Origin of the sequence: Streptomyces cirratus, from assembly GCF_014650775.1 — a bacterium.
In the GTDB taxonomy this organism is placed as follows: domain Bacteria; phylum Actinomycetota; class Actinomycetes; order Streptomycetales; family Streptomycetaceae; genus Streptomyces; species Streptomyces cirratus.
The window spans coordinates 89,716-116,210 of the sequence record NZ_BMVP01000001.1 but is presented as its reverse complement, the minus strand read 5'-3'; the positions used below and the strand labels follow the sequence as shown (position 1 = coordinate 116,210).

Genomic DNA, 26,495 nt, shown 5'->3' with positions numbered 1-26,495 from the left:
GCCGTGATTCTGGGGTTCTCGATCGCCCTGATCGTCTTCAGCGCCCTGCTGATGCTGCTCGTGCTGATGCACAAGGGCAAGGGCGGTGGCCTTTCCGACATGTTCGGCGGCGGCATGCAGTCGTCGGTCGGCGGCTCCTCGGTCGCCGAGCGCAACCTGGACCGCATCACCGTCGTGATCGGCCTGCTGTGGTTCGCCTGCATCGTCGCGCTCGGCCTGCTGAGGAAGTAACCCGCAAGCCGGCCGTTCCGGCCATAGTGCCGGTCCGCCGCGCCCCCTGCGGCCTATCATGGGCTCCTGCGGGGGCGCCCCCTGCAGTTGCTGGACGGCCGCCCGGCCTTACGTAGACTTGGGCGCCCGCAGCGGAAAACCCCTCACGCTCCGCGGCACCATCAGGCAGGGAGTTACGACCGTGGCAAGTGGCAACGCGATCCGTGGAAGTCGGGTCGGAGCGGGGCCGATGGGCGAGGCCGAGCGCGGCGAATCCGCGCCCCGCCTGCGCATCTCCTTCTGGTGCTCGAACGGGCACGAGACGCAGCCGAGCTTCGCCAGCGACGCACAGGTACCGGACACTTGGGACTGCCCGCGCTGCGGCTTCCCCGCCGGCCAGGACCGGGACAACCCGCCGGCGCCGCCGCGCACCGAACCGTACAAGACGCACCTGGCGTACGTACGGGAGCGGCGTACCGATGCCGACGGCGAGGCGATCCTCGCCGAGGCGCTCGCCAAACTCCGGGGCGAGATCTGAGAGTCGGCCCTTGCCGGTCGCACATGAGAGTGATCAGGGGCCCGGCCCGCGGGAGAGAACAATCCCGCGGGCCGGGCCCCTTTGTGCGCGTTGTCCCCCTTCTGATCCCTTAGGTTGGGGCGTGGCGGGGCACAACAGGACGGAAGAAGTGGGTTGATGTCCGAGATGAACGCAGACAGCCGTAAGACGAGGCTCAACCGGACGCCCGAGTGGCTGGCACTCGGCAAGCACCGGGAAGCGCTGGGGCAGACGCATCTGCGGGAGCTGTTCGAGACGAATCCCGGCCGGGGGGCCGACTACACCCTGCGGGTCGGGGACCTGTACATCGACTATTCGAAGCACCTCGTCACCGACGAGACGCTCGCGCTCCTGCGTGAACTGGCGGCGGCCACCGGCGTGGCCGAGCTGCGCGACGCGATGTTCCGCGGCGAGAAGATCAACACGACGGAGGACCGGGCGGTCCTGCACACCGCGCTGCGCGCGCCCCGGGACGCGGTGGTCGAGGTGGACGGCGAGAACGTCGTGCCCGCCGTCCACGCCGTGCTCGACAAGATGGCCGCCTTCTCCGAGCAGGTCAGGTCGGGGAAGTGGACCGGGTTCACCGGCAAGCGCATCAAGAACGTCGTCAACATCGGCATCGGCGGCTCCGACCTCGGTCCGGCCATGGCCTACGAGGCGCTGCGCGCCTTCACCGACCGCGGGCTGACCCTGCGGTTCGTGTCCAACGTGGACGGCGCCGACCTGCACGAGGCGCTGCGGGGACTGGATCCCGCCGAAACGCTGTTCATCATCGCCTCCAAGACGTTCACGACGATCGAGACGATCACCAACGCCACCTCGGCGCGCACCTGGCTGCTGGCCGGACTGGGCGGCGACGACGCGGCGGTGGCGCGGCACTTCGTGGCGCTGTCCACCAACGCGGAGAAGGTCGAGGAGTTCGGGATCGACCCGGCCAACATGTTCGGGTTCTGGGACTGGGTCGGCGGCCGCTACTCCTTCGACTCGGCCATCGGCCTCTCGCTGATGATCGCGATCGGCCCGGACGCCTTCCGGGAGATGCTGGACGGCTTCCACACCGTCGACGAGCACTTCCGCACGGCGCCGCCGGAGCGGAACGCGCCGCTGCTGATGGGCATGCTGGGCGTCTGGTACGGGGGCTTCTTCGACGCGCACTCCCACGCGGTGCTGCCCTACAGCCACTACCTCTCGCGGTTCACCGCGTACTTGCAGCAGCTGGACATGGAGTCCAACGGCAAGTCCGTGGACCGGGACGGCAATCCGGTGGACTGGCACACCGGCCCGGTGGTCTGGGGAACGCCCGGCACCAACGGGCAGCACGCGTACTACCAGTTGCTCCACCAGGGCACCCGGATGATCCCGGCGGACTTCATCGGCTTCGCCCGCCCGGTGGCGGAACTGGAGCCCGAACTGGAGGCGCAGCACGACCTGCTGATGGCGAACTTCTTCGCGCAGACCCAGGCACTGGCCTTCGGCAAGACGGAAGAGGAAGTACGGGCGGAGGGCGTCGCCGAGGCGCTGGTCCCGCACAAGACGTTCCGCGGCAACCACCCGACCACGACGATCCTGGCGGACGAGCTGACCCCGGCGGTGCTCGGTCAGCTGGTCGCCCTGTACGAGCACAAGGTGTTCGTCCAGGGCGCGGTGTGGAACATCGACTCCTTCGACCAGTGGGGCGTGGAACTGGGGAAGGTGCTGGCCAAGCAGGTCGAACCGGCCCTGATCGACGGCTCCCGCACGGAGGACCTCGACCCGTCCACCCGGGAGCTGGTGTCCACCTACCGCAAGCTGCGCGGCCGGTCCTGATCCGGCGGCGGGTGCGGGGGGCTGTGACGGCCCCCCGCACCCGTCGGCCTCAGACGGGCGGGTACAGGCCCGGGGGCAGCTTCGCCGCCGCCGGGCGGTCCAGCAGCCACAGGGTGCGGCTGCGCCCGTAGGCGGCCGCGGCCGGGGCCTGGACGTCGCCCGCGCCGCCGAGCGCGATGGCCACCGCGCCCGCCTTGTCCTCGCCCGCCGCCAGGAGCCAGACCTCGCGCGCCGCCCGGATCGCCGGGAGGGTCAGCGAGACCCGGGTCGGCGGCGGCTTGGGCGCGCCGTGCACCCCGACCACCGTGCGGTCGGCCTCGCGCGCCGCCGGATGCTCCGGGAACAGGGACGCCACGTGCGTGTCCGGGCCGACGCCCAGCATCAGCACGTCGAAGGTCGGGACCGGGCCGTGGTCCTCGGGCCCCGCCGCCTTGCGGAGCTCCTCGGCGTACGCCGCGGCCGCCGCGTCGACATCCGCCCCGTAGGGGCCGTCCGAGGCCGGCATCACGTGGACGCGCGCCGGGTCGACGGGGACGGCGTCCAGGAGCGCCTCCCGGGCCTGGACGTGATTGCGCTCGGGGTCGTCGGCGGGGACGTAGCGCTCGTCGCCCCACCACAGGTCCAGCCGGGACCAGTCGATCGCGTCCCGGGCCGGGGCCGCGGCGAGCGCGGCCAGCAGCCCGTTGCCGTTGCGGCCCCCGGTCAGCACCACCGAGGCGCTGCCGCGGGCCGCCTGCGCGTCCACGACCTTCGTGATGAGCCGGGCCGCGGTGGCCTGGGCCATCAGTTCCTTGTCCCGGTGGACGACGACCTGGGGAGTCGTCATACCCATGTGCGTGCCGCCTTCTTGCTCGTGCCGGAAAATGGAGCGGCCGCCGGCCGGACCCCCCGCGGGGGATCCGGCCGGCGGCCGTGGAACGTCACTGCTTGGCCGTGGCCTTCTTCGCCGCGGCCTTGGCGGCCGGCTTGGCCGCAGGGGCCTTCGCCGGTGCGTCCGCCGGTGCGTCCGCCGGCGCCTCGGCGGTAGCGGCGGCCGGGGCACCGGCCGGCTCCAGCCGGTCCACGCCGAACTTCAGCGAGGCCTCGTAGGTGTTGTCGGGGTCCAGCCGGCGCAGCTCCTCCGCGAGCAGCTCGGCCGTCTCCCGCCGCTTGAGCGCCACCGCCCGGTCGGGCTGACCCGGCATGCACAGCGTCGCCAGGGCGCCGTCGGCGCGGTCCAGGACGATCTGGCCGTCCTTGGTCTCCATGCGCACGGCGGTCAGGCCCGGGCCCTGGGACAGCGCACGCGTCACCGGTACGCCCAGGCGGTCCGCGAGCCACATGGCCAGCAGCTCGCAGCTGGGGTTCTCGTCCTCGCCCTCGACGGTGGCGGAGACGACCGACACCCTCTGCTGGTCCAGCGCGGCGGCCAGCATCGAGCGCCAGGGCGTGATCCGGGTCCACGACAGGTCCGTGTCACCCGGCGCGTACGCCTGCGCCCGGTCGCCGAGGGCGGCTATGGGCTGCTCCGAGGAGTAGGTGTCCGCGATCCGGCGCTGACCGAGCGCACCCAGCGGGTCGCCCGCCAGGTCCGTCGGAGCCCCCTCCGGCCACCAGACGACCACGGGGGCGTCGGGCAGGAGGAGCGGGAGAACCACCGACTGGGCGTGGTGGACCAGTTCACCGTGCAGGCGCAGCACCACCGTCTCGCCGGTACCGGCGTCCGTCCCGACGCGGATCTCCGCGTCGAGCCGGGCGTCGCGACGGCTGCGGGGGGAGCGGCTGACCCGCCTGACCACGACGATGATCCGCGAAGGGTGTTCGTGGGACGCGTCGTTGGCCGATTTGAGCGCGTCGTACGCGTTCTCCTCGTCGGTCACGATCACCAGCGTGAGGACCATGCCGATGGCCGGCGTGCCGATGTCCCGGCGCGCCTGCACCAATGCGGCGTTGATCTTGCTGGAGGTGGTCTCCGTAAGGTCGATCTTCATGGCCGGCGCCAGCTCCGTCCGTCTCGTGCGAGCATCTCGTCCGCCTCGACCGGCCCCCAGGTGCCCGCCGGGTACTGCGCGGGCTTCCCGTGCTTGTCCCAGTACTCCTCGATCGGGTCGAGGATGTTCCAGGACAGTTCGACCTCCTGGTGGCGCGGGAAGAGGTTCGCGTCACCCAGCAGGACATCGAGGATCAGCCGCTCGTACGCCTCGGGGCTGGACTCGGTGAAGGACTCGCCGTAGGCGAAGTCCATCGTCACGTCGCGGACCTCCATGGAGGTGCCCGGAACCTTCGAGCCGAAACGCACCGTGATGCCCTCGTCCGGCTGGACCCGGATGACCAGGGCGTTCTGCCCCAGCTCCTCGGTCGCGCCCGACTCGAACGGCAGGTACGGGGCCCGCTTGAAGACGACCGCGATCTCGGTGACGCGGCGGCCCAGGCGCTTGCCGGTCCGCAGGTAGAACGGGACGCCCGCCCAGCGGCGGTTGTTGATCTCCAGCCGGATGGCCGCGTAGGTGTCGGTCTTCGACTTGGGGTCGATGCCGTCCTCTTCGAGGTACCCGACGACCTTCTCGCCGCCCTGCCACGCCGCCGAGTACTGGCCGCGCACGGTGTGCTTGCCCAGGTCCTCCGGCAGCTCCACGGCGGTCAGCACCTTGAGCTTCTCGGCCACCAGCGCCTTGGGGTGGAAGGAGCCGGGCTCCTCCATCGCGGTCAGCGCCAGCAGCTGGAGCAGGTGGTTCTGGATGACGTCACGGGCCGCGCCGATGCCGTCGTAGTAACCGGCCCGGCCGCCGATGCCGATGTCCTCGGCCATCGTGATCTGTACGTGGTCGACGTACGACCGGTTCCAGATCGGCTCGAACATGGTGTTGGCGAAGCGGAGCGCCAGGATGTTCTGGACGGTCTCCTTGCCGAGGTAGTGGTCGATCCGGAAGACCTCGTCCCGGGGGAACACCTCGTGGACGACCTTGTTCAGTTCCTGGGCGCTCTTGAGGTCGTGGCCGAAGGGCTTCTCGATGACGGCGCGCCGCCAGGAACCCTCCTTCTGCGCCAGACCGTGGTCCTTGAGCTGCTGGACCACCTTGGGGAAGAACTTGGGCGGGACCGACAGGTAGAAGGCGAAGTTGCCGCCGGTGCCCTGCGCCTTGTCGAGTTCCTCGATCGTGGCCTTGAGGGTCTCGAAGGCCGCGTCGTCGTCGAACTCGCCCTGGACGAAGCGGCAGCCCTGCACCAGCTGCTGCCAGACCTCCTCGCGGAAGGGGGTGCGCGAGTGCTCCTTGACGGCCTCGTACACCTCCTGGGCGAAGTCCTCGTCGTGCCACTCGCGGCGGGCGAACCCGATCAGCGAGAAACCCGGGGGCAGCAGGCCGCGGTTGGCGAGGTCGTAGACGGCGGGCATGAGCTTCTTGCGCGACAGGTCACCCGTAACGCCGAAAATGACCAGGCCGGACGGCCCCGCGATACGCGGGAGCCGCCGGTCCTGTGCGTCACGAAGCGGGTTCGCTCCGTTCACCGACAAAATACTCAGTCCTCCGCGGGGGCGAGGCGCTCGAGCTCCGCCTGGGTCGACTTCAGCAGGTCGTTCCACGACGCCTCGAACTTCTCGACGCCTTCGTCCTCCAGCACCTGGACGACCTCGTCGTACGAGATGCCCAGCTTCGCGATCGCGTCGAGCTCGGCGCGCGCCTGCTCGTAGGTGCCGTGAATGGTGTCACCGGTGACCTCGCCGTGGTCGGCGGTGGCCTCCAGGGTGGCTTCCGGCATGGTGTTGACCGTGCCGGGGGCGACCAGGTCCACCACGTACAGGGTGTCCTTGTACGCCGGGTCCTTCACACCGGTCGAGGCCCACAGCGGGCGCTGCTTGTTGGCGTGCGCCCTGTCCAGGGCGGCCCAGCGCTCGGAGGAGAAGACCTCCTCGTACGCCTGGTAGGCCAGACGGGCGTTGGCGAGCGCAGCCTTGCCCTTGAGGGCCTTGGCCTCGTCGGTGCCGACGCCGTCCAGGCGCTTGTCGATCTCGGTGTCCACGCGGGACACGAAGAAGGAGGCCACCGAGTGGATCTTGGAGAGGTCGAGGCCCGCGGCCTTGGCCTTCTCCAGGCCGGCCAGGTAGGCGTCCATGACCTGGCGGTAGCGCTCCAGCGAGAAGATCAGCGTCACGTTGACGCTGATGCCCCGGCCGATGACCTCGGTGATCGCGGGCAGACCGCCCATGGTCGCCGGGATCTTGATCAGGGTGTTCGGGCGGTCCACCAGCCAGGCCAGCTGCTTGGCCTCGGCGACGGTCGCCTTGGTGTTGTGCGCGAGGCGCGGGTCGACCTCGATCGAGACCCGGCCGTCCTGGCCCTCGGTCGCGTCGAAGACCGGCCGCAGGATGTCGGCGGCGTCGCGGACGTCCGCCGTGGTGATCATGCGGATGGCTTCCTCGACGGTCACCTTGCGGGCGGCGAGGTCAGAGAGCTGCTGGTCGTAGCCGTCTCCCTGGCTGATGGCCTTCTGGAAGATCGACGGGTTGGTGGTGACACCGACCACGTGCTGCTGGTCGATCAGCTCGGCGAGGTTGCCGGACGTGATGCGCTTGCGGGACAGGTCGTCCAGCCAGATCGCCACGCCCTCGTCGGAGAGGCGCTTGAGTGCGTCTGTCATGGGAATTGCATCTCCTACTGGTCGTGTACGGGCGTCAGCGCGCGGTGGCGGCGTTCCCACGGCTTTCGTTGAGGGAGTCCCGGGCGGCGTCGGCAACGGCCTCGGGGGTGAAGCCGAACTCGCGGAACAGCAGCTTCGCGTCGGCCGAGGCACCGAAGTGCTCCAGCGACACGATGCGGCCCGCGTCGCCGACGTAGCGGTGCCAGGTCAGGCCGATGCCCGCCTCGACCGCGACGCGCGCACGGACGGACGGCGGCAGGACGCTGTCCTTGTACGCCTGGTCCTGCTCCTCGAACCACTCGACGGACGGCATCGAGACGACCCGGGTCGCGATGCCCTCGGCCTGCAGGGCCTCGCGCGCGGCGACGGCGAGCTGTACCTCGGAGCCGGTGCCGATGAGGACGACCTCGGGGGTGGTGTCCCCGCCCTCGGGGCCGGTCGCCTCGAACATGACGTACCCGCCCTTGGCGGCGTCGTTGTTGAGCTCGTACGTCGGCACGCCCTGACGGGTCAGCGCCAGTCCGTGCGGGGCGCCCTTGCCGAACACCTTGGTGTGGCGGCGCAGGATCTCGCGCCAGGCGACGACGGTCTCGTTCGCGTCGGCCGGACGGACCAGGTTCAGGCCCGGGATGGCGCGCAGCGAGGCGAGGTGCTCGACCGGCTGGTGGGTCGGGCCGTCTTCGCCGAGGCCGATGGAGTCGTGCGTCCACACGTAGGTGACCGGCACGTGCATCAGCGCCGACAGGCGCACGGCGTTGCGCATGTAGTCGGAGAACACCAGGAAGGTGCCGCCGTAGATGCGGGTGTGGCCGTGCAGCGCGATGCCGTTCATGGACGCGGCCATGGCGTGCTCGCGGATGCCGAAGTGGATGGTGCGGCCGTACGGGTCGGCCTCCGGCAGCGGGTTGCCCTCCGGCAGGAACGAGGAGTTCTTGTCGATGGTGGTGTTGTTGGAGCCGGCCAGGTCGGCCGAGCCGCCCCACAGCTCCGGGATGACCGGGCCGAGCGCCTGGAGCACCTTGCCGGAGGCCGCGCGGGTGGCGACGCCCTTGCCGGGCTCGAAGACGGGGAGCTTGTCCTCCCAGCCCGCGGGCAGCTCGTTGGCCTCGATGCGGTCGAACTCGGCGGCGCGCTCCGGGTTGGCGGTGCGCCAGGCGGAGAAGTCCTTCTCCCAGGCGGCCTTGGCCTCGCGGCCGCGGTCCAGCGCCTTGCGGGTGTGCGTGATGACCTCGTCGGAGACGTCGAAGGTCTTCTCCGGGTCGAAGCCGAGGACGCGCTTGGTGGCGGCGACCTCGTCGTCACCGAGGGCGGAGCCGTGCGCGGCCTCGGTGCCCTGGGCGTGCGGGGCCGGCCAGGCGATGATCGAGCGCATGGCGATGAAGGACGGACGCCGGGTCTCGGCCTTCGCGGCCTTGAGCGCCTCGAACAGCGCCTTCGGGTCGAGGTCGCCGTTCTCCTTCGGGGCGACGCGCTGGACGTGCCAGCCGTACGCCTCGTACCGCTTGAGGGTGTCCTCGGAGACGGCCGTCTCGGTGTCGCCCTCGATGGAGATGTGGTTGTCGTCCCACAGCAGCACCAGGTTGCCGAGCTTCTGGTGGCCGGCCAGGGCGGACGCCTCGTGGGAGATGCCCTCCTGGAGGCAGCCGTCACCGGCGATCGCGTAGACCATGTGGTCGAACGGGGACGTGCCCGGGGCGGCGTCCGGGTCGAACAGGCCGCGCTCGTAGCGGGCGGCCATGGCCATGCCCACCGCGTTGGCGACGCCCTGGCCGAGCGGGCCGGTCGTGGTCTCGACGCCCGGGGTGTGGCCGTACTCCGGGTGGCCGGGGGTCTTGGAACCCCAGGTGCGGAACGCCTTGAGGTCGTCCAGCTCCAGGCCGAAGCCGCCGAAGTAGAGCTGGGTGTAGAGGGTGAGGGACGAGTGGCCCGCGGAGAGCACGAAACGGTCGCGGCCGACCCACTGGGGGTCCGCCGGGTCGTGGCGCATGACCTTCTGGAACAAGGTGTACGCGGCTGGGGCCAGGCTCATCGCCGTTCCGGGGTGGCCGTTCCCGACCTTCTGGACCGCGTCCGCGGCCAGGATGCGGGCGGTGTCGACGGCCCGCTGGTCCAGTTCGGTCCACTCGAGCTCTGTGGTGGTCGGCTTGGTGCTCACCGTGAGTCAGGGCTCCTCTCCACATGTTGTTTCCCGGTGACGAACGGTGCACCGGCGCGATTCCGAGCCTACCCCCGAGACGGCGTGCCACTATTCGAGTGCCGGTAGTGCGTCGCCGGGTCGCCGACCGGTGTTCACCTGCGCCCGGGCCGATCGGCCCAACACGAGGCGACCCCGGGGCCGGGCGGGGTGAGGGCAACGTCTAGAGTGGCGTGGTACGTGCAAGCCTTGCCGGGCCTCCTGTCCGCGGCTTGCTGAATTCTCTGTCAGGGGTGTGCGTGACGGCCGTCGAATCCCGTCCAGCGGGGGTGCTCGGGACCCCTCCCGGTCATCGGCCGTTCGGGGCCAGGGTCATGGCTTTCGTGGCTTTGACCAAGCCGCGGATCATCGAACTTCTGCTGATCACCACAGTGCCGGTGATGTTCCTCGCCGAACAGGGCGTGCCGTCCTTGTGGCTGGTTCTCGCGACCTGCTTCGGCGGATACCTGTCGGCGGGCGGCGCCAACGCGCTGAACATGTACATCGACCGCGACATCGACGCACTGATGGACCGTACGTCGCAGCGCCCGCTGGTGACCGGCATGGTGAGCCCGCGCGAGTGCCTGGTCTTCGGCATCACCCTCGGGGTCGTCTCGACCCTGTTCTTCGGTCTGCTGATCAACTGGCTGTCCGCCGCGCTCTCGCTCGGCGCCCTCCTCTTCTACGTCGTCGTCTACACGATGCTGTTGAAGCGGCGCACCGCCCAGAACATCGTCTGGGGCGGCATCGCGGGCTGCATGCCGGTGCTCATCGGCTGGTCGGCGGTGAAGAACGAGGTCTCCTGGGCCGCGGTCATCCTCTTCCTCGTCATCTTCTTCTGGACGCCGCCGCACTACTGGCCGCTGTCGATGAAGGTCAAGGACGACTACGCCCGCGTCGGCGTGCCGATGCTGCCGGTCGTCGCGGGCAACAAGGTCGTGGCCCGTCAGATCGTCCTCTACAGCTGGGTGATGGTGGCCGTCTCCCTGCTGCTGACCCCGCTGGGCTACACCGGCTGGTTCTACACCTCCGTCGCGCTGCTGGCGGGCGGCTGGTGGCTGTGGGAGGCGCACGCGCTGAACGCCCGGGCCAAGGCCGGGGTGACGGGCGGGAAGCTCAAGGAGATGCGGCTGTTCCACTGGTCGATCACCTACGTGTCGCTGCTCTTCGTCGCCGTGGCCGTGGATCCCTTCCTCCGCTGACGCTTCCTCCGCTCATTACCCGCCGGTAGCATGCCGTCCATGGCAGACACCACGGCAGACACGAAGAAGCAGGACCGGACGGCCGCGAAGCTGGCCAGGCAGATCGGCGCGTTCGCCAAGCGGCACGGCGGCGCCGAGGGACAGCTCGCGCACATCGGCCAGGCCGGCACCCGGATCGTGCTCGTCGGCACGGACGGCGGCTGGGGCGACCTGGTGGCCCCGACCTACGCGACGGCCGAGCAGGCCGCCGAGAAGGCCGGGCTGACCCTCCACGAGGAGTTCGACGGAGAGTTCGCCGCCCGCGTCAAGACCGGCCCCTACGAGTGGTCGCGCATGGCCGGGATCCAGCTCTGACCCCGCACTGACGCACCCGGTGGTCCGTTCGGGGGCGGCTCGGTCAACAGCGCGAGCAACACCTGTCACCCCGCTCACCCGTTAGGACGTGTGGAAGCCGCTTCCTCACGTCCGCAACGGGATGCCCGGATGATCGAAACGCCGCCCCTGGTGGACCAGCACTGCCAGGGAGTGCTCCGCACCGAGCTCGGCCTCGGCACCTTCGAGGCCCAGCTGATCCGCTCGGCCGGCCCGCCCGCCGCGGGCACCACCTTCTTCGACACGCAGACCGGCTTCGCCGTGCGCCGCTGGTGCCCGCCGCTGCTCGGGCTCGAACCCCACTGCGCGCCCGTGCGCTACCTCGCCCGGCGGCGCGAGCTGGGCGCGGCCGAGGCCGCGCGGCGGCTGCTGCGGGGCGCGGGGGTCGGTGCCTACCTCGTCGACACGGGGGCACCCGGCGACCTCACCGCCCCCAAGGAGCTGGCCCGCGCCGGTGACGCCGAGGCCTTCGAGGCCGTCCGGCTGGAGCCGCTGGCCGAGCAGGTCGCCGACACCTCCGGGACCGTCGCCGCCTTCCTCGCCAACCTCGCCGGGGCCGTCCACCACGCCGCCGCCGGGGCCGTCGCCTTCACCTGCGGGGCGGGCGCCCGGTACCCCGCCGCCCTCGCCCAGGCACCCGAGCCGCCCGGCCCCGGCGAGGTGCGCGGGGCCGCCGGGCGCTGGCTGGCCGGGCGCGCCAAGGGCGCGGCCGTACGCGACCCCGTCCTCCTGCGGCACCTGCTGTGGAGCGCCGTGGCGACCGGGCTGCCGATCCAGCTGCACACCGGCGCGGGGGAGCCCGGGCAGCGGCCCGAGCACGCCGACCCCGCGCTGCTGACCGGCTTCGTACGGGCCACCGCGGGCCTGGGCGCCCCGCTGGTGCTGCTCGGCGGCTACCCGCACCACCGCAGCGCCGCCCGGCTGGCCGAGGCGTTCCCGCACGTACACGCGGACCTGGGACCGCTCCTCGCGCGGACCGGCGCGGGGGCGGCCGCCGTACTGGCCGAGCTGCTGGAACTGGCGCCGTTCGGGAAGCTGCTCTACTCCAGCGGCGGCCGGCGGCTGCCCGAGCTGCACGCGGTGGGCGCCCTGGTGTTCCGCGAGGCGCTGGGCCGGGTGCTGCGCGGCTGGGTCGGCGACGGGGCCTGGTCCTGGCGGGACGCGGACCGCGTCGCGGCGATGATCGCGGCGGGCAACGCCCGCCGCGTCTACCGGCTGGACGAGCGGGCCTGAGCCGCCCGGGGCGGCGCCGGCCCGGCGCGCCCAGAGGCCCGGCGCGCTCAGAGGCCCGGCATGCTCAGACGGGTCGGCGCGCTCAGACGGAGGAAAGCCGGCTGTCGCCCTGGGTGGGGATGCCCGCCCGCTCCACCGGCCGCTCGCGCAGGCTCAGCACCACGCGCAGGACCGAGATCCACACCAGGCAGGAGCCCAGCATGTGCACGGCGACCAGCACCTCGGGCACGTGGGTGAAGTACTGGACGTAGCCGACGGCGCCCTGGGCGAGCAGCACGACCAGCAGGTCGCGGGCGCGCGCCCGGGTGTCGGCGGGGGCGTCCGCCACGCGCAGCACCAGCCACACCGCCAGCGCGAGCGCGCACACCACCCAGGCGGACACGGCGTGGACGTGCGCGGTGGCCGACCAGCCGAACGGCATCCGCTTGATCTCGCTGCTGTCACCCGCGTGCGGGCCGGAGCCGGTGACGACGGTGCCCGCCGCGATCAGGACCAAGGTGGCCGCGACCAGCGCCCACGTGAGCCTGTGCACCGGGCCGGGCACCCGGGGCCGGGGCGCACAGTCGCCCTCGGCGGTGCGCTGCCAGCTGACGGTGGTGACCGCGATCAGGGAGGTGGCGAGCAGGAAGTGCGCGGCCACGCTGTACGGGTTCAGCCCGGTCAGCACGGTGATGCCGCCGAGGACCGCGTTGCTCATCACGAGGGCGAACTGGAGCCAGCCGAGCCGGGTCAGGGAGCGGCGCCACGGCTTGGCGGAGCGGGCGGTCAGGATGAACCAGCCGACGGCCGCGCAGAGCACGTACGTCAGCATGCGGTTGCCGAACTCGACGGCGCCGTGGAATCCCTGTTCCTGGGTGACGATCAGACTGCCGTCGGTGCACTTGGGCCAGGTGTCGCAGCCGAGACCGGATCCGGTCAGCCGCACCGCGCCGCCGGTGACGACGATGGCGACGCTCATGAGGAGCGCGGCGAACGCGGCCCGCCGGACGGTCCGGGGTGACGGGGTCCAGCGGCTGGCGAGGAAGGCGAGGGGGTTCAACACGGCCCCTATCGTAGGCCGCGCCTTGTGCAAACTTTCACGAGGGGGTGCCCACGGGTGCGTCGGGCCCGATGACCAGGCGGAACTTCGCGCCCGCCGGGTCGCCTTCCTCGTGCCACCACACCCGGACGCGCCAGAAGCCCTCGTCGCCCGGGTAGTGCGGCGACGCCATGAACCCGTGGATCAGCTCGGCCGCCACTTCCTCGGCGCTCAGGTCGCGCACCTCGCCGGCGCCGTGCCAGGCCTGGTCCGGTACGGTCCACAGCCCATCGGCGCCGCGGACCTCGATGCGCCACACCGCGAGCCACGGCGTGACCTCCAGCATCGTGACGACCTGCTCCGGCTCCAGGCCCAGCCGGGACGCGATCTCCGGTTCCGGGGTGCCCTGGATCCGGGCGGCCACCACGGCCCGGGGCAGCAGCCGCTCGGGCAGCAGGCCCTGGGCGCGCAGACCGGCGAGGGAGTCGAAGGACAGGTGGCGCAGCCGCAGTTCCAGCTGGCGGCCGATGTGGTCGAGGGCGCCCTCGGCCTCCTCCGCCTCCTCCGGGTCCGGACCGGACAGCAGGATCCGCCGGAAACCGGCCTCCGCGTCCACCGCCCACGCCACCGCGTCCTCGGCGAAGCCCAGCTCGGCGAGGCGGTCCCCGAGGAACACCTTGGCCTGCGCCAGCCCGCGCCGATTGACCGCATCGTGCTGGTCGAGCCCGGTCCAGACCTCCACGGCGGCGCGGGTCACGTCCCGCGCGCGCTCGCCGGCCGCCCGCTCCATGGGGCTCGGGCCGCTCTCCCCGGCCGCGCCGAGCGGAAAGCGCGGCAGCCGGTCCCCGTCGCTCAGCGGCCAGGCCAGCCAGACGCCCTGGTTGATCAGCGACCGGGCGTACCAGCGGGCGAACTCCGGATCGTGTCCGGCCGCCTGCCCGGCGTGCCGGAGCGCTTCCTCGATGGCGGACAGGGCCCCCGCCCGGTCCCCGGCGGCGAAGCGGCGCGCCGCGAGGTCACCCAGGCGCAGGCCCAGCCGCGCGGCGCACTCGGCGTCGGTGCGGGCGGGCTCGCGCAGCGCGCCGATCAGCTCGGCGAGCAGCCGGTCGGCTTCGCCGGGCCCGGTGTGCGCCGACCCCGAACGGACTCTCGCCCACTGCTGGTCCAGCCGTAGAACGGCTTCCCGCTGCCCCATGCCGCGCCCCCGGTGTCCTGGTGTGCGTCGCTGATGTGTGGCGGCGCCCATCCTCGTGCCCGGACAACGAACGGGGGAAGGGATTCACTCCCAGCGGAAGAAGCGGGCGGCGGCGCCGAGCCCCAGGACCGACCAGCAGGCCAGGACGGCCGCGTCGCCCCACGGCATCGCCGCCCCGTTGCGGAGCACCTCGCGCAGCCCGTCCGACAGCGCCGATATGGGCAGCAGTTCCAGTACGGAGCGCACCGCGTCCGGGAACTTGTCCAGCGGCACGATCACCCCGCCGCCGACCAGCAGCAGCAGGAACACCAGGTTCGCGGCGGCCAGGGTCGCCTCGGCCTTGAGCGTGCCCGCCATCAGGAGCCCGAGCCCGGAGAAGGCGGCGGTGCCCAGCAGGAGCAGCGCGGCGACCGCGAGCGGGTTCCCGTGCGGCGACCAGCCCAGCGCCAGGGCGATCACCGTGAGCAGGGCGACCTGGAGCACCTCGGTGAGCAGTACCGACAGGGTCTTGGCGGCCATCAGGGCCCGGCGCGGCAGCGGAGAGGCACCGAGCCGCTTGAGTACCCCGTAGCGCCGGTCGAAGCCGGTGGCGATGGCCTGGCCGGTGAAGGCGGTGGACATCACGGCGAGCGCGAGGACGCCGGGCGCGAGGAAGTCGACGGACTTGCCGGCACCGGTGTCGAGGATGTCCACGGATGAGAACAGCACCAGCAGCAGCGCCGGGATGATCACGGTCAGCAGCAGCTGTTCGCCGTTGCGCAGGAGCATCCGCGTCTCCAGCGCGGTCTGGGCCCGGATCATCCGGGTCACGGGCGCGGCCGCGGGCCGGGGGGTGAACGTACCGGCGCTCATGCGCGCAGCTCCTTACCGGTCAGCTCCAGGAAGACGTCTTCGAGGGTGTGCCGCTCCACCGTGAGGCTGTCCGGCATCACCCCGTTCTGTGCGCACCAGGACGCGACGGTCGCCAGCATCTGCGGGTCGACGTCGCCGGTGACCCGGTAGACGCCGGCGGTGAGCTCGGCGGCCTGGGTGCCGTCGGGCAGGGCCTTGAGCAGCGAGGCCAGGTCCAGGGAGGGGCGCCCGGTGAAGCGCAGGGTGTTCTCGGCGCCGCCGCGGCACAGCAGCTCGGGGCTGCCGTGGGCGACGACCTTGCCGGCGTCCACGATGGCGACCTCGTCGGCGAGCTGTTCGGCCTCGTCCATGTGGTGGGTGGTGAGGACGACGCCGACGCCGTCGGCGCGCAGCTCCCGTACGAGGTCCCAGGTCGCGCGGCGGGCCTGCGGGTCGAGGCCGGCGGTCGGCTCGTCCAGGAAGACCAGCTCGGGGCGGCCCACGACGGCCATGGCCAGCGCCAGGCGCTGCTGCTGGCCGCCGGAGAGCCGGCGGTAGGGGGTGCGCCCGCAGCTGCCGAGGCCGAGGCGGTCCACCAGGGCGGGGACGTCGAGCGGGTCGGCGTAGAGGCTCGCCATGTGGCGCAGCATCTCCACGGCGCGGGCGCCGGAGTAGACGCCGCCGGACTGGAGCATCACGCCTATCCGGGGGCGCAGGGCCGGGGCCTGGGTGATCGGGTCGAGGCCGAGGACCCGTACGGTGCCGGCGTCGGGGCGCAGGTAGCCCTCGCAGGTCTCCACGGTGGTGGTCTTGCCCGCGCCGTTGGGGCCGAGGACGGCGGTGACCGAGGCCCTGCGCACGGTGAGGTCGAGGCCGTCCACCGCGGTTTTCGGTCCGTACCGCTTCACCAGTCCGCGGATTTCCACGGCGGGGTCGTTACTCATGCGGGTGAGTCTACGGAGGGCCGGACGGCCGCCCGGGCCGTGGGGTAAAGGGGGCCGGAACTCGCTCTCACGTGCTGCTTTGAGTGATCTACCGCTTAAATTAGGTAACCCTTAGTGATGGAGGACACCAGGAGTGGCGTCCGTCACCGCTTGTCCGTGCCCGAGTAATTACGCAACAATGGCGTTGTGAAATACGGCGGACGGATGATCGAGACCCCTCAGGGGGAGCTCGCAACCGGGGAGCGGTCAACCCGCGACCGGGTCGCGCGCTCCATCCTGGACCACGGTCCGTCCACCGTCGCCGACCTCGCGCAGCGCCTCGGCCTCACCCAGGCCGCCGTGCGCCGCCACCTGGACGCGCTCGTCGCGGACGACGTGGTCGCACCCCGCGCGCAGCGCGTCTACGGGGCGCGCACCCGGGGCCGGCCCGCCAAGGTCTTCGCGCTCACCGACTGCGGCCGCGACGCCTTCGACCAGTCCTACGACTCGCTCGCCGTGGACGCCATGCGCTGGATCGCGCAGGCCGCCGGCGGGGGCGAGCAGGGCGAGGCGGCTGTCGCCGCCTTCGCCAGGGCGCGCATGGCGGCACAGGCGGAGACCTACCGGGAGGCCGTCGAGGCGGCCGCCCCCGGGGACCGCGCCGAGGCCCTGGCCAAGGCGTTGACCGCGGACGGGTACGCTGCTACGGCGAAGAGCGCTCCCGGTCCGCACAGCGGTGAACAGCTCTGCCAGCACCACTGCCCGGTGGCCCACGTAGCCGAGCAGTTCCCGCAGCTCTGCGAGGCGGAGACCGAGGTCTTCTCCCGCCTGCTCGGGACCCATGTGCAGCGGCTCGCCACGATCGCCCACGGCGACGGGGTGTGCACGACGTTCATTCCGCGAAGCGGAAGCGCCGGCGCCACGGGCGCCGCACAGACCGACTCATCAGTATCTGCAAGCACGGCCGGGAGGAACCCCGCATGACCACGGAGACTGCTCACCCTGAGCTCGATGGCCTGGGCACCTACGAATACGGCTGGGCCGACTCCGACGCGGCCGGTGCCGCTGCCAAGCGGGGTCTGTCCGAAGAGGTCGTCCGCGACATCTCCGGCAAGAAGTCCGAGCCGGAGTGGATGCTGAACCTCCGCCTCAAGGGCCTCAAGCTGTTCGACAAGAAGCCCATGCCGAACTGGGGCTCCGACCTCTCCGGCATCGACTTCGACAACATCAAGTACTTCGTGCGCTCCACCGAGAAGCAGGCCGCTTCCTGGGAGGACCTGCCGCAGGACATCAAGAACACGTACGACAAGCTCGGCATCCCCGAGGCGGAGAAGCAGCGCCTCGTCGCCGGTGTCGCGGCCCAGTACGAGTCCGAGGTCGTCTACCACCAGATCCGCGAGGACCTGGAGGAGCAGGGCGTCATCTTCCTCGACACGGACACCGCGCTCAAGGAGCACCCGGAGCTCTTCCAGGAGTACTTCGGCACGGTCATCCCGGTCGGCGACAACAAGTTCGCGTCGCTGAACACCGCCGTGTGGTCGGGCGGCTCGTTCATCTACGTGCCCAAGGGCGTCAAGGTCGACATCCCGCTCCAGGCCTACTTCCGCATCAACACGGAGAACATGGGCCAGTTCGAGCGGACGCTGATCATCGTCGACGAGGACGCGTACGTCCACTACGTCGAGGGCTGCACCGCCCCGATCTACTCCTCGGACTCGCTGCACAGCGCCGTGGTGGAGATCATCGTCAAGAAGGGCGGCCGCTGCCGCTACACGACCATCCAGAACTGGTCGAACAACGTCTACAACCTGGTCACCAAGCGCGCCGTGGCGTACGAGGGCGCGACCATGGAGTGGATCGACGGCAACATCGGTTCCAAGGTCACCATGAAGTACCCGGCCGTCTACCTGATGGGCGAGCACGCCAAGGGCGAGACCCTGTCCATCGCCTTCGCGGGCGAGGGCCAGCACCAGGACGCCGGCTCCAAGATGGTCCACATGGCGCCGAACACCTCCTCCAACATCGTCTCCAAGTCGGTGGCGCGGGGCGGCGGCCGGACCTCCTACCGCGGCCTGGTCGAGATCGGCGAGGGCGCGCACGGCTCCAAGTCCAACGTGCTGTGCGACGCGCTGTTGGTCGACACGATCTCCCGTTCGGACACGTACCCCTACGTGGACGTCCGCGAGGACGACGTCTCCATGGGCCACGAGGCCACCGTCTCCAAGGTCTCCGACGACCAGCTCTTCTACCTGATGAGCCGCGGTCTGACGGAGTTCGAGGCCATGGCCATGATCGTGCGGGGCTTCGTCGAGCCCATCGCGCGTGAGCTGCCCATGGAGTACGCGCTGGAGCTGAACCGGCTGATCGAACTGCAGATGGAGGGTTCGGTCGGTTAATCCCGCCCGCCCCCTCACGCAGCAATCCTTCGACGCAGGCAGCGCTTTACAAGAGAGTGAGCAACACGACAGCCATGGCTGAGGCTCAGAACATCCCGGCGGGCTCGACCACCGCCGGCGCGATCGCGGTGGCCGCAGAGTCCACCGTCGCCACCCGGATGAGTGCACCCCCGTCCTTCGACGTGGCGGACTTCCCCGTCCCCCACGGCCGTGAGGAGGAGTGGCGCTTCACCCCGCTGGCGCGCCTGCGTGGTCTCCACGACGGCACCGCGGTCGCGGGCGGCACCATGAAGGCCCAGATCGACGCCCCCGACGTCGTCACGATCGAGTCGGTCGAGCGCGATGACGCCCGCATCGGCAGGGCCGGCGCCCCCGTCGACCGTGTCGCCGCCCAGGCGTTCTCCTCCTTCACCAAGGCCACGGTCGTCACCGTGCCCAAGGAGACCGTCCTGGACGAGCCCGTGCGCGTCTCCCTGCACGGCGAGGGCGGCACGACCTTCGGCCACACCGTCTTCGAGGTGCAGGCCTTCGCCGAGGCCGTCATCGTCATCGACCACACCGGTGACGGCGTGCGCGCCGCGAACGTCGAGTTCGTCGTCGGCGACGGCGCGAAGCTCACCGTCGTGTCCGTGCAGGACTGGGAAGACACCGCCGTGCACTGCTCCCAGCACAACACGCTGGTCGGGCGGGACGCGAGCTACAAGTCGATCGTCGTCACCTTCGGCGGCGACGTCGTACGCCTGCACCCGCGGATCAGCTACGCGGGCCCCGGCGGCGAGGCCGAGCTGCTCGGCCTGTACTTCACGGACGCCGGCCAGCACCAGGAGCACCGCCTCCTGGTCACGCACGACGCCCCGCACTGCAAGTCGCACGTGGTCTACAAGGGTGCGCTCCAGGGCCAGGACGCCCACGCCGTCTGGATCGGTGACGTGCTGATCCAGAAGAGCGCCGAGGGCACCGACACCTACGAGATGAACCGCAACCTCGTCCTCACGGACGGCGCGCGGGTCGACTCGGTGCCGAACCTGGAGATCGAGACCGGCGAGATCGTCGGCGCCGGCCACGCCTCCGCGACCGGCCGGTTCGACGACGAGCAGCTCTTCTACCTCCAGGCCCGGGGCATCCCGGCCGACGAGGCGCGGCGCCTGGTCGTGCGCGGCTTCTTCGCCGAGCTCGTCCAGCAGATCGGTGTCCCCGACATCGAGGAGCGCCTGCTCGCCAAGATCGAGGCCGAGCTCCAGGGTTCCGTGTGATGAATTTCGTCAAGGCCTGTGCGCTGAGCGAGCTGGAGGAGAACACCCCGAAGCGGGTGGAGCTCGACGGCACGCCGGTGTCCGTCGTCCGCACCGAGGGCGAGGTGTTCGCGATCAACGACATCTGCTCGCACGCGAACGTCTCCCTCTCGGAGGGCGAGGTCGAGGACTGCATGATCGAGTGCTGGCTGCACGGCTCGTCCTTCGACCTGCGCACCGGCAAGCCGTCCGGCCTCCCCGCGACGCGCCCCGTACCCGTATACCCCGTAAAGATCGAAGGGGACGACGTGCTCGTCTCCCTCACCCAGGAGTCCTGAGGTATCCATGGCAACGCTTGAAATCCACGACCTGCACGTCTCCGTCGAGGCCGAGAATGGCGCCCGCGAGATCCTCAAGGGCGTCGACCTCACCGTCAAGCAGGGTGAGACGCACGCCATCATGGGTCCCAACGGCTCCGGCAAGTCCACGCTGGCGTACTCGCTGGCCGGTCACCCGAAGTACACCATCACCGGTGGCACCGTGACCCTCGACGGCGAAGACGTCCTGGAGATGTCCGTCGACGAGCGCGCCCGCGCCGGCGTCTTCCTCGCCATGCAGTACCCGGTCGAGGTCCCCGGCGTCTCGGTCTCCAACTTCCTGCGCACCTCGGCCACCGCCATCCGCGGCGAGGCGCCGAAGCTGCGCACCTGGGTGAAGGAGGTCAAGTCCGCCATGGAGCAGCTCCAGATGGACCCGGCCTTCGCCGAGCGCAACGTCAACGAGGGCTTCTCCGGCGGTGAGAAGAAGCGCCACGAGATCCTCCAGCTGGAGCTCCTCAAGCCGAAGATCGCGATCCTCGACGAGACCGACTCCGGCCTCGACGTCGACGCCCTGCGCATCGTCTCCGAGGGCGTCAACCGCGTCCGCGAGACCGGCGAGGTCGGCACCCTGCTGATCACCCACTACACGCGCATCCTGCGCTACATCAAGCCCGACTTCGTGCACGTGTTCGCGAACGGCCGCATCGCCGAGTCCGGTGGCGCCGAGCTCGCCGACCAGCTGGAGGCCGAGGGCTACGACAAGTACGTGAAGGGTGGCGCGACCGCGTGACACAGCTGCCTGGCCTCCTCACCGGCACTCATCTGCTTGACGAGGCGATCCGCAAGGACTTCCCCCTGCTGGATCGTGTGGTCCACGACGGGAAGAAGATCGTCTACCTGGACAACGCGGCGACCTCACAGAAGCCCCGCCAGGTCCTCGACGCGTTGAACGAGTACTACGAGCAGCACAACGCCAACGTCCACCGTGGCGTGCACGTGCTCGCCGAGGAGGCCACGGCGCTGTACGAGGGCGCCCGCGACAAGGTCGCCGCCTTCATCAACGCACCGAGCCGCGACGAGGTGATCTTCACCAAGAACGCCTCCGAGTCGCTCAACCTGGTCGCGAACATGCTCGGCTGGGCCGACGAGCCCTACCGGGTCGACCGCGAGACCGAGATCGCCATCACGGAGATGGAGCACCACTCCAACATCGTGCCGTGGCAGCTGCTCTCGCAGCGCACCGGCGCGAAGCTGAAGTGGTTCGGCCTGACCGACGACGGCCGGCTCGACCTGTCCAACATCGAAGAGGTCATCACGGAGAAGACGAAGATCGTCTCCTTCACGCTGGTCTCCAACATCATGGGCACGGTCAACCCGACCGAGGCGATCGTCCGGCGCGCGCAGGAAGTCGGCGCGCTGGTGCTGATCGACGCCTCGCAGGCCGCTCCGCACATGCCGCTCGACGTGCAGCAGCTCGGCGCCGACTTCGTGGCCTTCACCGGCCACAAGATGTGCGGCCCGACCGGCATCGGCGTCCTGTGGGGCCGCCAGGAGCTCCTGGAGGACCTGCCCCCGTTCCTCGGCGGCGGCGAGATGATCGAGACCGTGTCGATGCACGCCTCGACCTACGCCCCCGCGCCGCACAAGTTCGAGGCGGGTACGCCCCCGATCGCCCAGGCCGTCGGCCTCGGCGCGGCCGTGGACTACCTGACCGCGATCGGCATGGACAAGATCGCCGCTCATGAGCACGCGATCACCGAGTACGCGGTCAAGCGCCTCGCCGAGGTGCCCGACCTGCGGATCATCGGCCCCACCACGGCCGAGGACCGCGGCGCCGCGATCTCCTTCGTCCTCGGGGACATCCACCCGCACGATGTCGGGCAGGTGCTGGACGAGCAGGGCATCGCCGTCCGCGTGGGGCACCACTGCGCGCGCCCGGTCTGCCTGCGCTACGGAATTCCCGCGACGACGCGAGCGTCTTTCTACCTGTACTCCACTCCCGCCGACGTCGACGCGCTGATCGACGGGCTGGAGCACGTACGGAACTTCTTCGGGTGACGACGGGTCGGACGACGAAGAGGCGGACGACGATGAGGCGGACGAGGACGCTGTGAAGCTGGATTCGATGTACCAGGAACTGATCCTGGACCACTACAAGCACCCGCACGGGCGTGGCCTGCGCGACGGCGACGCCGAGGTGCACCACGTCAATCCCACCTGTGGCGACGAGATCACGCTGCGTGTGAAGTACGACGGCGAGACGCTCACCGACGTCTCCTACGAGGGCCAGGGCTGTTCGATCAGCCAGGCCAGCGCGTCCGTACTGAACGAGCTGCTCGTCGGCAAGGAGCTGGCCGAGGCGCGGAAGATCCAGGGCGTGTTCCTGGAGATGATGCAGTCCAAGGGCAAGATCGAGCCCGACGAGGCCATGGAGGAGGTGCTGGAGGACGCCGTCGCGTTCGTCGGCGTCTCCAAGTATCCGGCGCGGGTGAAGTGTGCTCTGCTGAGCTGGATGGCGTGGAAGGACGCGACCGCCCAGGCCCTGGGCGACGCCGAGAGGAAGACGGCATGACCGAGAACGCGACGCCCGAGGCGACGATCAAGCCCGCCACCGAGGAAGAGGTCCGTGAGGCCCTCTACGACGTGGTCGACCCCGAGCTGGGCATCGACGTCGTCAACCTGGGCCTGATCTACGGCATCCACATCGACGACGCGAACATCGCCACCCTCGACATGACGCTGACGTCGGCGGCCTGCCCGCTGACGGACGTCATCGAGGACCAGGCGAAGTCGGCTACGGACGGCATCGTCAACGAGCTCCGCATCAACTGGGTCTGGATGCCGCCGTGGGGCCCGGACAAGATCACGGACGACGGCCGCGAGCAGCTGCGCGCGCTCGGCTTCAACGTCTGAAACGTCCGACCGCTCGCTCGTGTGAAGGCCCCCGGCGCCGTCGTGCCGGGGGCCTTCGCCGTTGCCGGGCCCGGCGTCGTCGCGGGGCCCGCGGTGTTCTTCCGGCGGACGGGCACAGTGCACCGGCAGTTGGCCGCGGTGGCCGAATCTTCGAGGCGGCAGCCGGACGAGGCGGCCACCGGTTCCGGTCGTGGGAGTCACCGATGAAGAAGCAGCTTGGTATCGCAGGGATCGCGGCGCTCGTCGTCGCCGGGACGGTCACCGTCGTGCCCGCGCGGGCGGTCACCTACGGGACGCCGACCATCGCGCTGTCCGCCTCCTACCTCTCCGGCTCCGTCGGCGGCGTCGGCGACCAGACCGTCGACGTGAGCGTCGGGCAGAGCGGCGCCGACGCGTCCGCGCTGACCGTCAGCGCCTCCGCGTCCAGCAAGGCCTCCGTCGCCGGCACCGGCGACGTCACGGTCACAGGGACCGGCGCGGTACGGCAGCTCGCCGTCACCGCACGCGGCCGCGGCTACACCAACCTGACCGTCAAGGTGACCGGCCTCGGCGGCAAGACCGCCACCAGGACCCTGTCCTACGCCGCCTCCGCGGCGGTGCGGAACCCGGCCGACGCCCGCTACCTCAGCGGCGCCTCGGACTCCTCGGCCGCCGTGGACGTCGGCGGCGGCTACACCGTCGTCGCCGACGACGAGAACAACGTCCTGCGCCTGTACGACCGTTCGCGCTCGGCCGCGCCCGTCAGGACCTGGGACCTCAGCTCGCAGCTCGGTGTCACCAAGGAGGTGGACATCGAGGGGGCGACCCGGGTCGGCAACACCATCTACTGGACCGGTTCGCTCGGGAACAACAAGGACGGCGAGTACAAGGCGCCCCGGAACACGGTGTTCACCACGACCGTCAGCGGCTCCGGCCCGGGTACGCAGCTCGCGTACGGGCGCTCGTACAAGCAGCTCCGCGACGACCTGGTGGCCTGGGACGAGGCGAACGGGAACCGGTACGGCTTCGCCGCCGGGACCGCGGCCGGCGAGGCGCCCAAGCAGATCGACGGGTTCAACGTCGAGGGGCTGGAGTTCGCGCCGGGCTCCACTTCCACCGCCTACGTGGGCTTCCGGGCTCCGCTGGTACCCGTCGTGCCGGGCGGCAAGGCGCTGCTCGTGCCGGTGACCAACTTCGACAAGGTGCTCTCCAGCGGCGCCAAGGCCGCCTTCGGCACGGGCGTCGAGCTCGACCTGGGGGGCCTCTCCGTCCGGGACATCCGCAAGAACGCGGCGGACCAGTACCTGATCCTGGCCGGCTCCTGGGCAGCCGACGACAACTCCGACCCGTACGCCCTCTACCAGTGGGACGGGATCGCCGGCCACGCCCCGGTCAAGCGGGCCGACCTGCCGACGACCGACCCGGGCGGCTGGGAGGCCATCGTGGAGGTGCCGGACCTGTCGCTCCCGGGCGCGCGGGTGCAGCTGATCACCGACAGCGGCTCGGCGGACCTGTACGGCGACGGGGTCGAGGCCAAGGACCTCGCGCACCCGGAGTGGAAGAAGGCGCGTGCGGCCTGGTTCACGCTGAACTGAGGCCCCTTTTGTGTACGCGTGTACGTAGGGCATGTGTACTGTTGTACACATGCCCTACGTACTGCTCGCCGCGGCCATCGCCTCCGAGGTGGCCGGGACCACCGCCATGAAGTACAGCGACGGCTTCACCCGGCTCTGGCCCTCGCTCGGTACGCTGCTGGGGTACGCCATCGCCTTCACCCTGCTCGCGCAGACGCTGAAATCGATGTCGGTGGGCACGGCCTACGCGATATGGGCCGGGGTCGGCACGGCCGCCATCGCCGCCATCGGGATGGTGTTCATGGGGGAGGCCGCCACCGCGGCGAAGATCGCCGGGATAGGGCTGATCATCGGCGGGGTCGTCCTGCTGAACCTCGGCGGGGCGGCCCACTGATGGCCCGCCGCCACGACCCCGACCGGCGCCGGCGGATCATCGACGCGGCGATCCGGGTGGTCGGAGCCAAGGGCATCGCCGGGCTGAGCCACCGGAGCGTGGCTGCGGAGGCCGACGTGCCGCTGGGGTCGACCACGTACCACTTCGCGACGCTGGACGAGCTGCTGGTGGCGGCGCTGCGGCAGGCGAACGAGGGCTTCGCGACGGTGCTGACGGGCCTGGGGGACGGCGACCTGGCGACCGCGCTGGCCCGCCGGCTGGGGGAGTTCCTGACGGCGGACCGGGCGCGGGCGGAGCTGGAGTACGAGCTGTACCTCGCCGCCCTGCGCAAGCCGGCGCTGCGGCCGGTGGCGGCCGAGTGGTGCGAGGCGGTGGCGGCCGCGCTCGGCGAGCGGGTGGACGCGGCGACGGCCCGGGCGGTGGCGGCGGTGGTGGACGGCATCAGCCTCCATGTGCTGCTGACCGAGGCCGCCTACGACGAGCCGTACGCGCGCGAGCTGCTGGCACGGGTGCTGGGCCGGCCCTAGCCCGGCCGGCTCGTGACACCGCCCGGCCGGGTCCCGGCCGGCTCATGACACCCTCCGGCCGGTTTCACGGCCGGGCCGGACCTCGGGCCGACTCGGGGGCGGCCCCGCGCACCGCGGTGAGGGCCGCCCGGACGCTCGCCTCGACGTCCCGGATCGGGTAGAACACCTCGCGCACCGTCCGCTCCCGGTCCACCACCAGCGTCAGCCGCTTGATCCGGCTCACCCCCGCCGCCCGGAAGGTCGGCAACCGGAGCGCCGCCACCAGTTCGAGGCCCGCGTCCGAGAGCAGCGGGAACCGAAGCTGCTCCGCCTGCGCGAACTCCCGCTGCTCGTCGGGACGTTGGGTGGACACCCCGTGGACCGTCGCGCCCGCCGCGGTGAACTCCGCCAGCTGGTCCCGGTACGTGCACGACTCCAGCGTGCAACCCTTGGCGCCCGGGATCCCCGCCCAGTGGGGCGGGTAGGACTCCGCGCGGGCGTACGCGCCCGGGAAGCAGTACAGGACGGTGAACGGGGTGTCCGCCACCGGGTCGCGCAGCTCGCCGAAGCGGTCCGGCAGCAGCAGCTCCGGCAGCCGCGTGCCGCGCAGCGCGTGCACCCGTACCGCCTCGCGCGAGGCTTCGTCGGTCGTCGCCGTCATCTCTCCCTCTCCGAGGATCCAGGCGTCGCCCCAGTCCTGGAGGGCGACCAGCACCGGCAGCAGGCCCCGCCCGCGCGGGGTCAGCCGGTACTCGTGCCGTACCGGGCGTTCCTGGTACGGCGTGCGCGCCAGCACCCCGGCGTCGACGAGCAGTTTCAGCCGCTCGGTGAGCACCTTGCGGGACATGCCCAGCTCGCGCTGGAACTCCTCGAAGCGGTGCACGCCGCGCGCGGCGTCGCGCACGATCAGCAGCGTCCACCAGTCCCCGACCACGTCGAGGGCCTGGGCGATGGAGCAGACCGCGTCGCCGAGGCCGGTGCGCTGCGCCATGGGAACTCCCTTGTCCGTTTGACCCCGGGCCGCCATGCTGACACAGTCAGTTCC

The 26,495-nt window shown here is 71.0% G+C and carries 27 protein-coding genes; 17 read left to right on the top strand and 10 right to left on the bottom strand.

What is annotated here, in order from left to right:
- The first annotated feature begins 9 nt into the window (after nucleotides 1–9).
- The 3 genes from secG to pgi all read left to right on the top strand — a co-directional run bounded on the left by secG (nucleotide 10) and on the right by pgi (nucleotide 2,572).
- Nucleotides 10–231, top strand: a complete 222-nt coding sequence (gene secG, locus IE207_RS00580) for a preprotein translocase subunit SecG (RefSeq protein ID WP_190182709.1) — start codon at nucleotides 10–12, stop codon at nucleotides 229–231.
- 181 nt (nucleotides 232–412) lie between these two features.
- Entirely contained in the window at nucleotides 413–748 is a 336-nt protein-coding gene (locus IE207_RS00575) for an RNA polymerase-binding protein RbpA (protein ID WP_007263454.1), read from the top strand.
- Nucleotides 749–913: 165 nt separating this feature from the next.
- Complete coding sequence (gene pgi / locus IE207_RS00570; protein WP_190182708.1) at nucleotides 914–2,572, top strand: glucose-6-phosphate isomerase; 1,659 nt, start codon at nucleotides 914–916, stop codon at nucleotides 2,570–2,572.
- A gap of 49 nt (nucleotides 2,573–2,621) precedes the next feature.
- On the opposite strand, the gene pgl is transcribed toward pgi, so the two are convergent.
- The 5 genes from pgl to tkt all read right to left on the bottom strand — a co-directional run bounded on the left by pgl (nucleotide 2,622) and on the right by tkt (nucleotide 9,344).
- Nucleotides 2,622–3,398: a 6-phosphogluconolactonase gene (pgl, locus tag IE207_RS00565; protein WP_190181992.1), complete on the bottom strand. Its 777-nt coding sequence runs from the start codon at nucleotides 3,396–3,398 to the stop codon at nucleotides 2,622–2,624.
- 94 nt (nucleotides 3,399–3,492) lie between these two features.
- Nucleotides 3,493–4,542, bottom strand: a complete 1,050-nt coding sequence (opcA, locus tag IE207_RS00560) for a glucose-6-phosphate dehydrogenase assembly protein OpcA (protein ID WP_190181991.1) — start codon at nucleotides 4,540–4,542, stop codon at nucleotides 3,493–3,495.
- On the bottom strand, nucleotides 4,539–6,068 hold the full coding sequence (gene zwf / locus IE207_RS00555; RefSeq protein ID WP_190182707.1) for a glucose-6-phosphate dehydrogenase: 1,530 nt from the start codon (nucleotides 6,066–6,068) through the stop codon (nucleotides 4,539–4,541). Before zwf ends, opcA begins: the two co-directional genes overlap by 4 nt.
- 2 nt (nucleotides 6,069–6,070) lie before the next feature.
- Entirely contained in the window at nucleotides 6,071–7,189 is a 1,119-nt protein-coding gene (gene tal, locus IE207_RS00550; protein WP_190181990.1) for a transaldolase, read from the bottom strand.
- A gap of 34 nt (nucleotides 7,190–7,223) precedes the next feature.
- On the bottom strand, nucleotides 7,224–9,344 hold the full coding sequence (gene tkt, locus IE207_RS00545; protein ID WP_190181989.1) for a transketolase: 2,121 nt from the start codon (nucleotides 9,342–9,344) through the stop codon (nucleotides 7,224–7,226).
- Between the two features lie 278 nt (nucleotides 9,345–9,622).
- On the opposite strand from tkt, the gene IE207_RS00540 reads away from it, so the two are divergent.
- The 3 genes from IE207_RS00540 (at nucleotide 9,623) to IE207_RS00530 (ending at nucleotide 12,169) form a co-directional block, all read left to right on the top strand.
- Nucleotides 9,623–10,564: a heme o synthase gene (locus IE207_RS00540; protein ID WP_190181988.1), complete on the top strand. Its 942-nt coding sequence runs from the start codon at nucleotides 9,623–9,625 to the stop codon at nucleotides 10,562–10,564.
- A gap of 39 nt (nucleotides 10,565–10,603) precedes the next feature.
- Complete coding sequence (locus tag IE207_RS00535; RefSeq protein ID WP_190181987.1) at nucleotides 10,604–10,918, top strand: hypothetical protein; 315 nt, start codon at nucleotides 10,604–10,606, stop codon at nucleotides 10,916–10,918.
- A gap of 129 nt (nucleotides 10,919–11,047) precedes the next feature.
- Entirely contained in the window at nucleotides 11,048–12,169 is a 1,122-nt protein-coding gene (locus tag IE207_RS00530; RefSeq protein WP_190181986.1) for an amidohydrolase family protein, read from the top strand.
- A gap of 82 nt (nucleotides 12,170–12,251) precedes the next feature.
- Here IE207_RS00530 and IE207_RS00525 read toward each other — a convergent pair whose 3' ends face one another.
- The 4 genes from IE207_RS00525 to IE207_RS00510 all read right to left on the bottom strand — a co-directional run bounded on the left by IE207_RS00525 (nucleotide 12,252) and on the right by IE207_RS00510 (nucleotide 16,157).
- Nucleotides 12,252–13,241 (bottom strand): COX15/CtaA family protein, encoded by a 990-nt coding sequence (locus IE207_RS00525; protein WP_190181985.1) that lies wholly within the window; start codon nucleotides 13,239–13,241, stop codon nucleotides 12,252–12,254.
- Between the two features lie 4 nt (nucleotides 13,242–13,245).
- Nucleotides 13,246–14,382, bottom strand: coding sequence for a hypothetical protein (locus IE207_RS00520; RefSeq protein ID WP_190181984.1), 1,137 nt, complete (start codon nucleotides 14,380–14,382; stop codon nucleotides 13,246–13,248).
- 84 nt (nucleotides 14,383–14,466) lie between these two features.
- On the bottom strand, nucleotides 14,467–15,234 hold the full coding sequence (locus IE207_RS00515; RefSeq protein WP_190181983.1) for an ABC transporter permease: 768 nt from the start codon (nucleotides 15,232–15,234) through the stop codon (nucleotides 14,467–14,469).
- The gene (locus IE207_RS00510; protein WP_190181982.1) at nucleotides 15,231–16,157 is read right to left on the bottom strand and encodes an ABC transporter ATP-binding protein; all 927 of its coding nucleotides are present in this window, start codon (nucleotides 16,155–16,157) and stop codon (nucleotides 15,231–15,233) included. The genes IE207_RS00515 and IE207_RS00510 overlap by 4 nt, the downstream gene beginning before the upstream one ends.
- A 186-nt stretch (nucleotides 16,158–16,343) precedes the next feature.
- Between IE207_RS00510 and IE207_RS00505 the strand changes: the two genes are divergently transcribed.
- The 11 genes from IE207_RS00505 (at nucleotide 16,344) to IE207_RS00455 (ending at nucleotide 25,471) form a co-directional block, all read left to right on the top strand.
- Nucleotides 16,344–17,120, top strand: coding sequence for a helix-turn-helix transcriptional regulator (locus IE207_RS00505; protein WP_190181981.1), 777 nt, complete (start codon nucleotides 16,344–16,346; stop codon nucleotides 17,118–17,120).
- Nucleotides 17,117–18,532: a Fe-S cluster assembly protein SufB gene (gene sufB / locus IE207_RS00500; protein WP_190181980.1), complete on the top strand. Its 1,416-nt coding sequence runs from the start codon at nucleotides 17,117–17,119 to the stop codon at nucleotides 18,530–18,532. The genes IE207_RS00505 and sufB overlap by 4 nt, the downstream gene beginning before the upstream one ends.
- A gap of 74 nt (nucleotides 18,533–18,606) precedes the next feature.
- A complete protein-coding gene (sufD, locus tag IE207_RS00495) occupies nucleotides 18,607–19,785 on the top strand; it encodes a Fe-S cluster assembly protein SufD (protein WP_190181979.1) in 1,179 nt (392 codons plus the stop codon).
- A complete protein-coding gene (locus IE207_RS00490; RefSeq protein ID WP_190181978.1) occupies nucleotides 19,785–20,102 on the top strand; it encodes a bifunctional 3-phenylpropionate/cinnamic acid dioxygenase ferredoxin subunit in 318 nt (105 codons plus the stop codon). The genes sufD and IE207_RS00490 overlap by 1 nt, the downstream gene beginning before the upstream one ends.
- Nucleotides 20,103–20,109: 7 nt before the next feature.
- The gene (sufC, locus tag IE207_RS00485) at nucleotides 20,110–20,874 is read left to right on the top strand and encodes a Fe-S cluster assembly ATPase SufC (RefSeq protein WP_053785807.1); all 765 of its coding nucleotides are present in this window, start codon (nucleotides 20,110–20,112) and stop codon (nucleotides 20,872–20,874) included.
- Nucleotides 20,871–22,142, top strand: coding sequence for a cysteine desulfurase (locus IE207_RS00480; protein ID WP_190181977.1), 1,272 nt, complete (start codon nucleotides 20,871–20,873; stop codon nucleotides 22,140–22,142). The genes sufC and IE207_RS00480 overlap by 4 nt, the downstream gene beginning before the upstream one ends.
- 52 nt (nucleotides 22,143–22,194) lie before the next feature.
- Entirely contained in the window at nucleotides 22,195–22,656 is a 462-nt protein-coding gene (sufU, locus tag IE207_RS00475; RefSeq protein WP_190181976.1) for a Fe-S cluster assembly sulfur transfer protein SufU, read from the top strand.
- Entirely contained in the window at nucleotides 22,653–22,997 is a 345-nt protein-coding gene (locus IE207_RS00470; protein WP_190181975.1) for a metal-sulfur cluster assembly factor, read from the top strand. The genes sufU and IE207_RS00470 overlap by 4 nt, the downstream gene beginning before the upstream one ends.
- A 203-nt stretch (nucleotides 22,998–23,200) precedes the next feature.
- Nucleotides 23,201–24,571: a DUF3616 domain-containing protein gene (locus tag IE207_RS00465; RefSeq protein ID WP_190181974.1), complete on the top strand. Its 1,371-nt coding sequence runs from the start codon at nucleotides 23,201–23,203 to the stop codon at nucleotides 24,569–24,571.
- A gap of 49 nt (nucleotides 24,572–24,620) precedes the next feature.
- A complete protein-coding gene (locus IE207_RS00460; protein ID WP_190181973.1) occupies nucleotides 24,621–24,944 on the top strand; it encodes a DMT family transporter in 324 nt (107 codons plus the stop codon).
- Complete coding sequence (locus IE207_RS00455; protein ID WP_190181972.1) at nucleotides 24,944–25,471, top strand: TetR/AcrR family transcriptional regulator; 528 nt, start codon at nucleotides 24,944–24,946, stop codon at nucleotides 25,469–25,471. The genes IE207_RS00460 and IE207_RS00455 overlap by 1 nt, the downstream gene beginning before the upstream one ends.
- A gap of 64 nt (nucleotides 25,472–25,535) precedes the next feature.
- On the opposite strand, the gene IE207_RS00450 is transcribed toward IE207_RS00455, so the two are convergent.
- Nucleotides 25,536–26,441 carry a winged helix-turn-helix transcriptional regulator gene (locus IE207_RS00450; RefSeq protein ID WP_190181971.1) on the bottom strand — a complete coding sequence of 302 codons (906 nt, stop codon included), beginning with the start codon at nucleotides 26,439–26,441 and terminating at the stop codon, nucleotides 25,536–25,538.
- Between the last annotated feature and the right edge of the window lie 54 nt (nucleotides 26,442–26,495).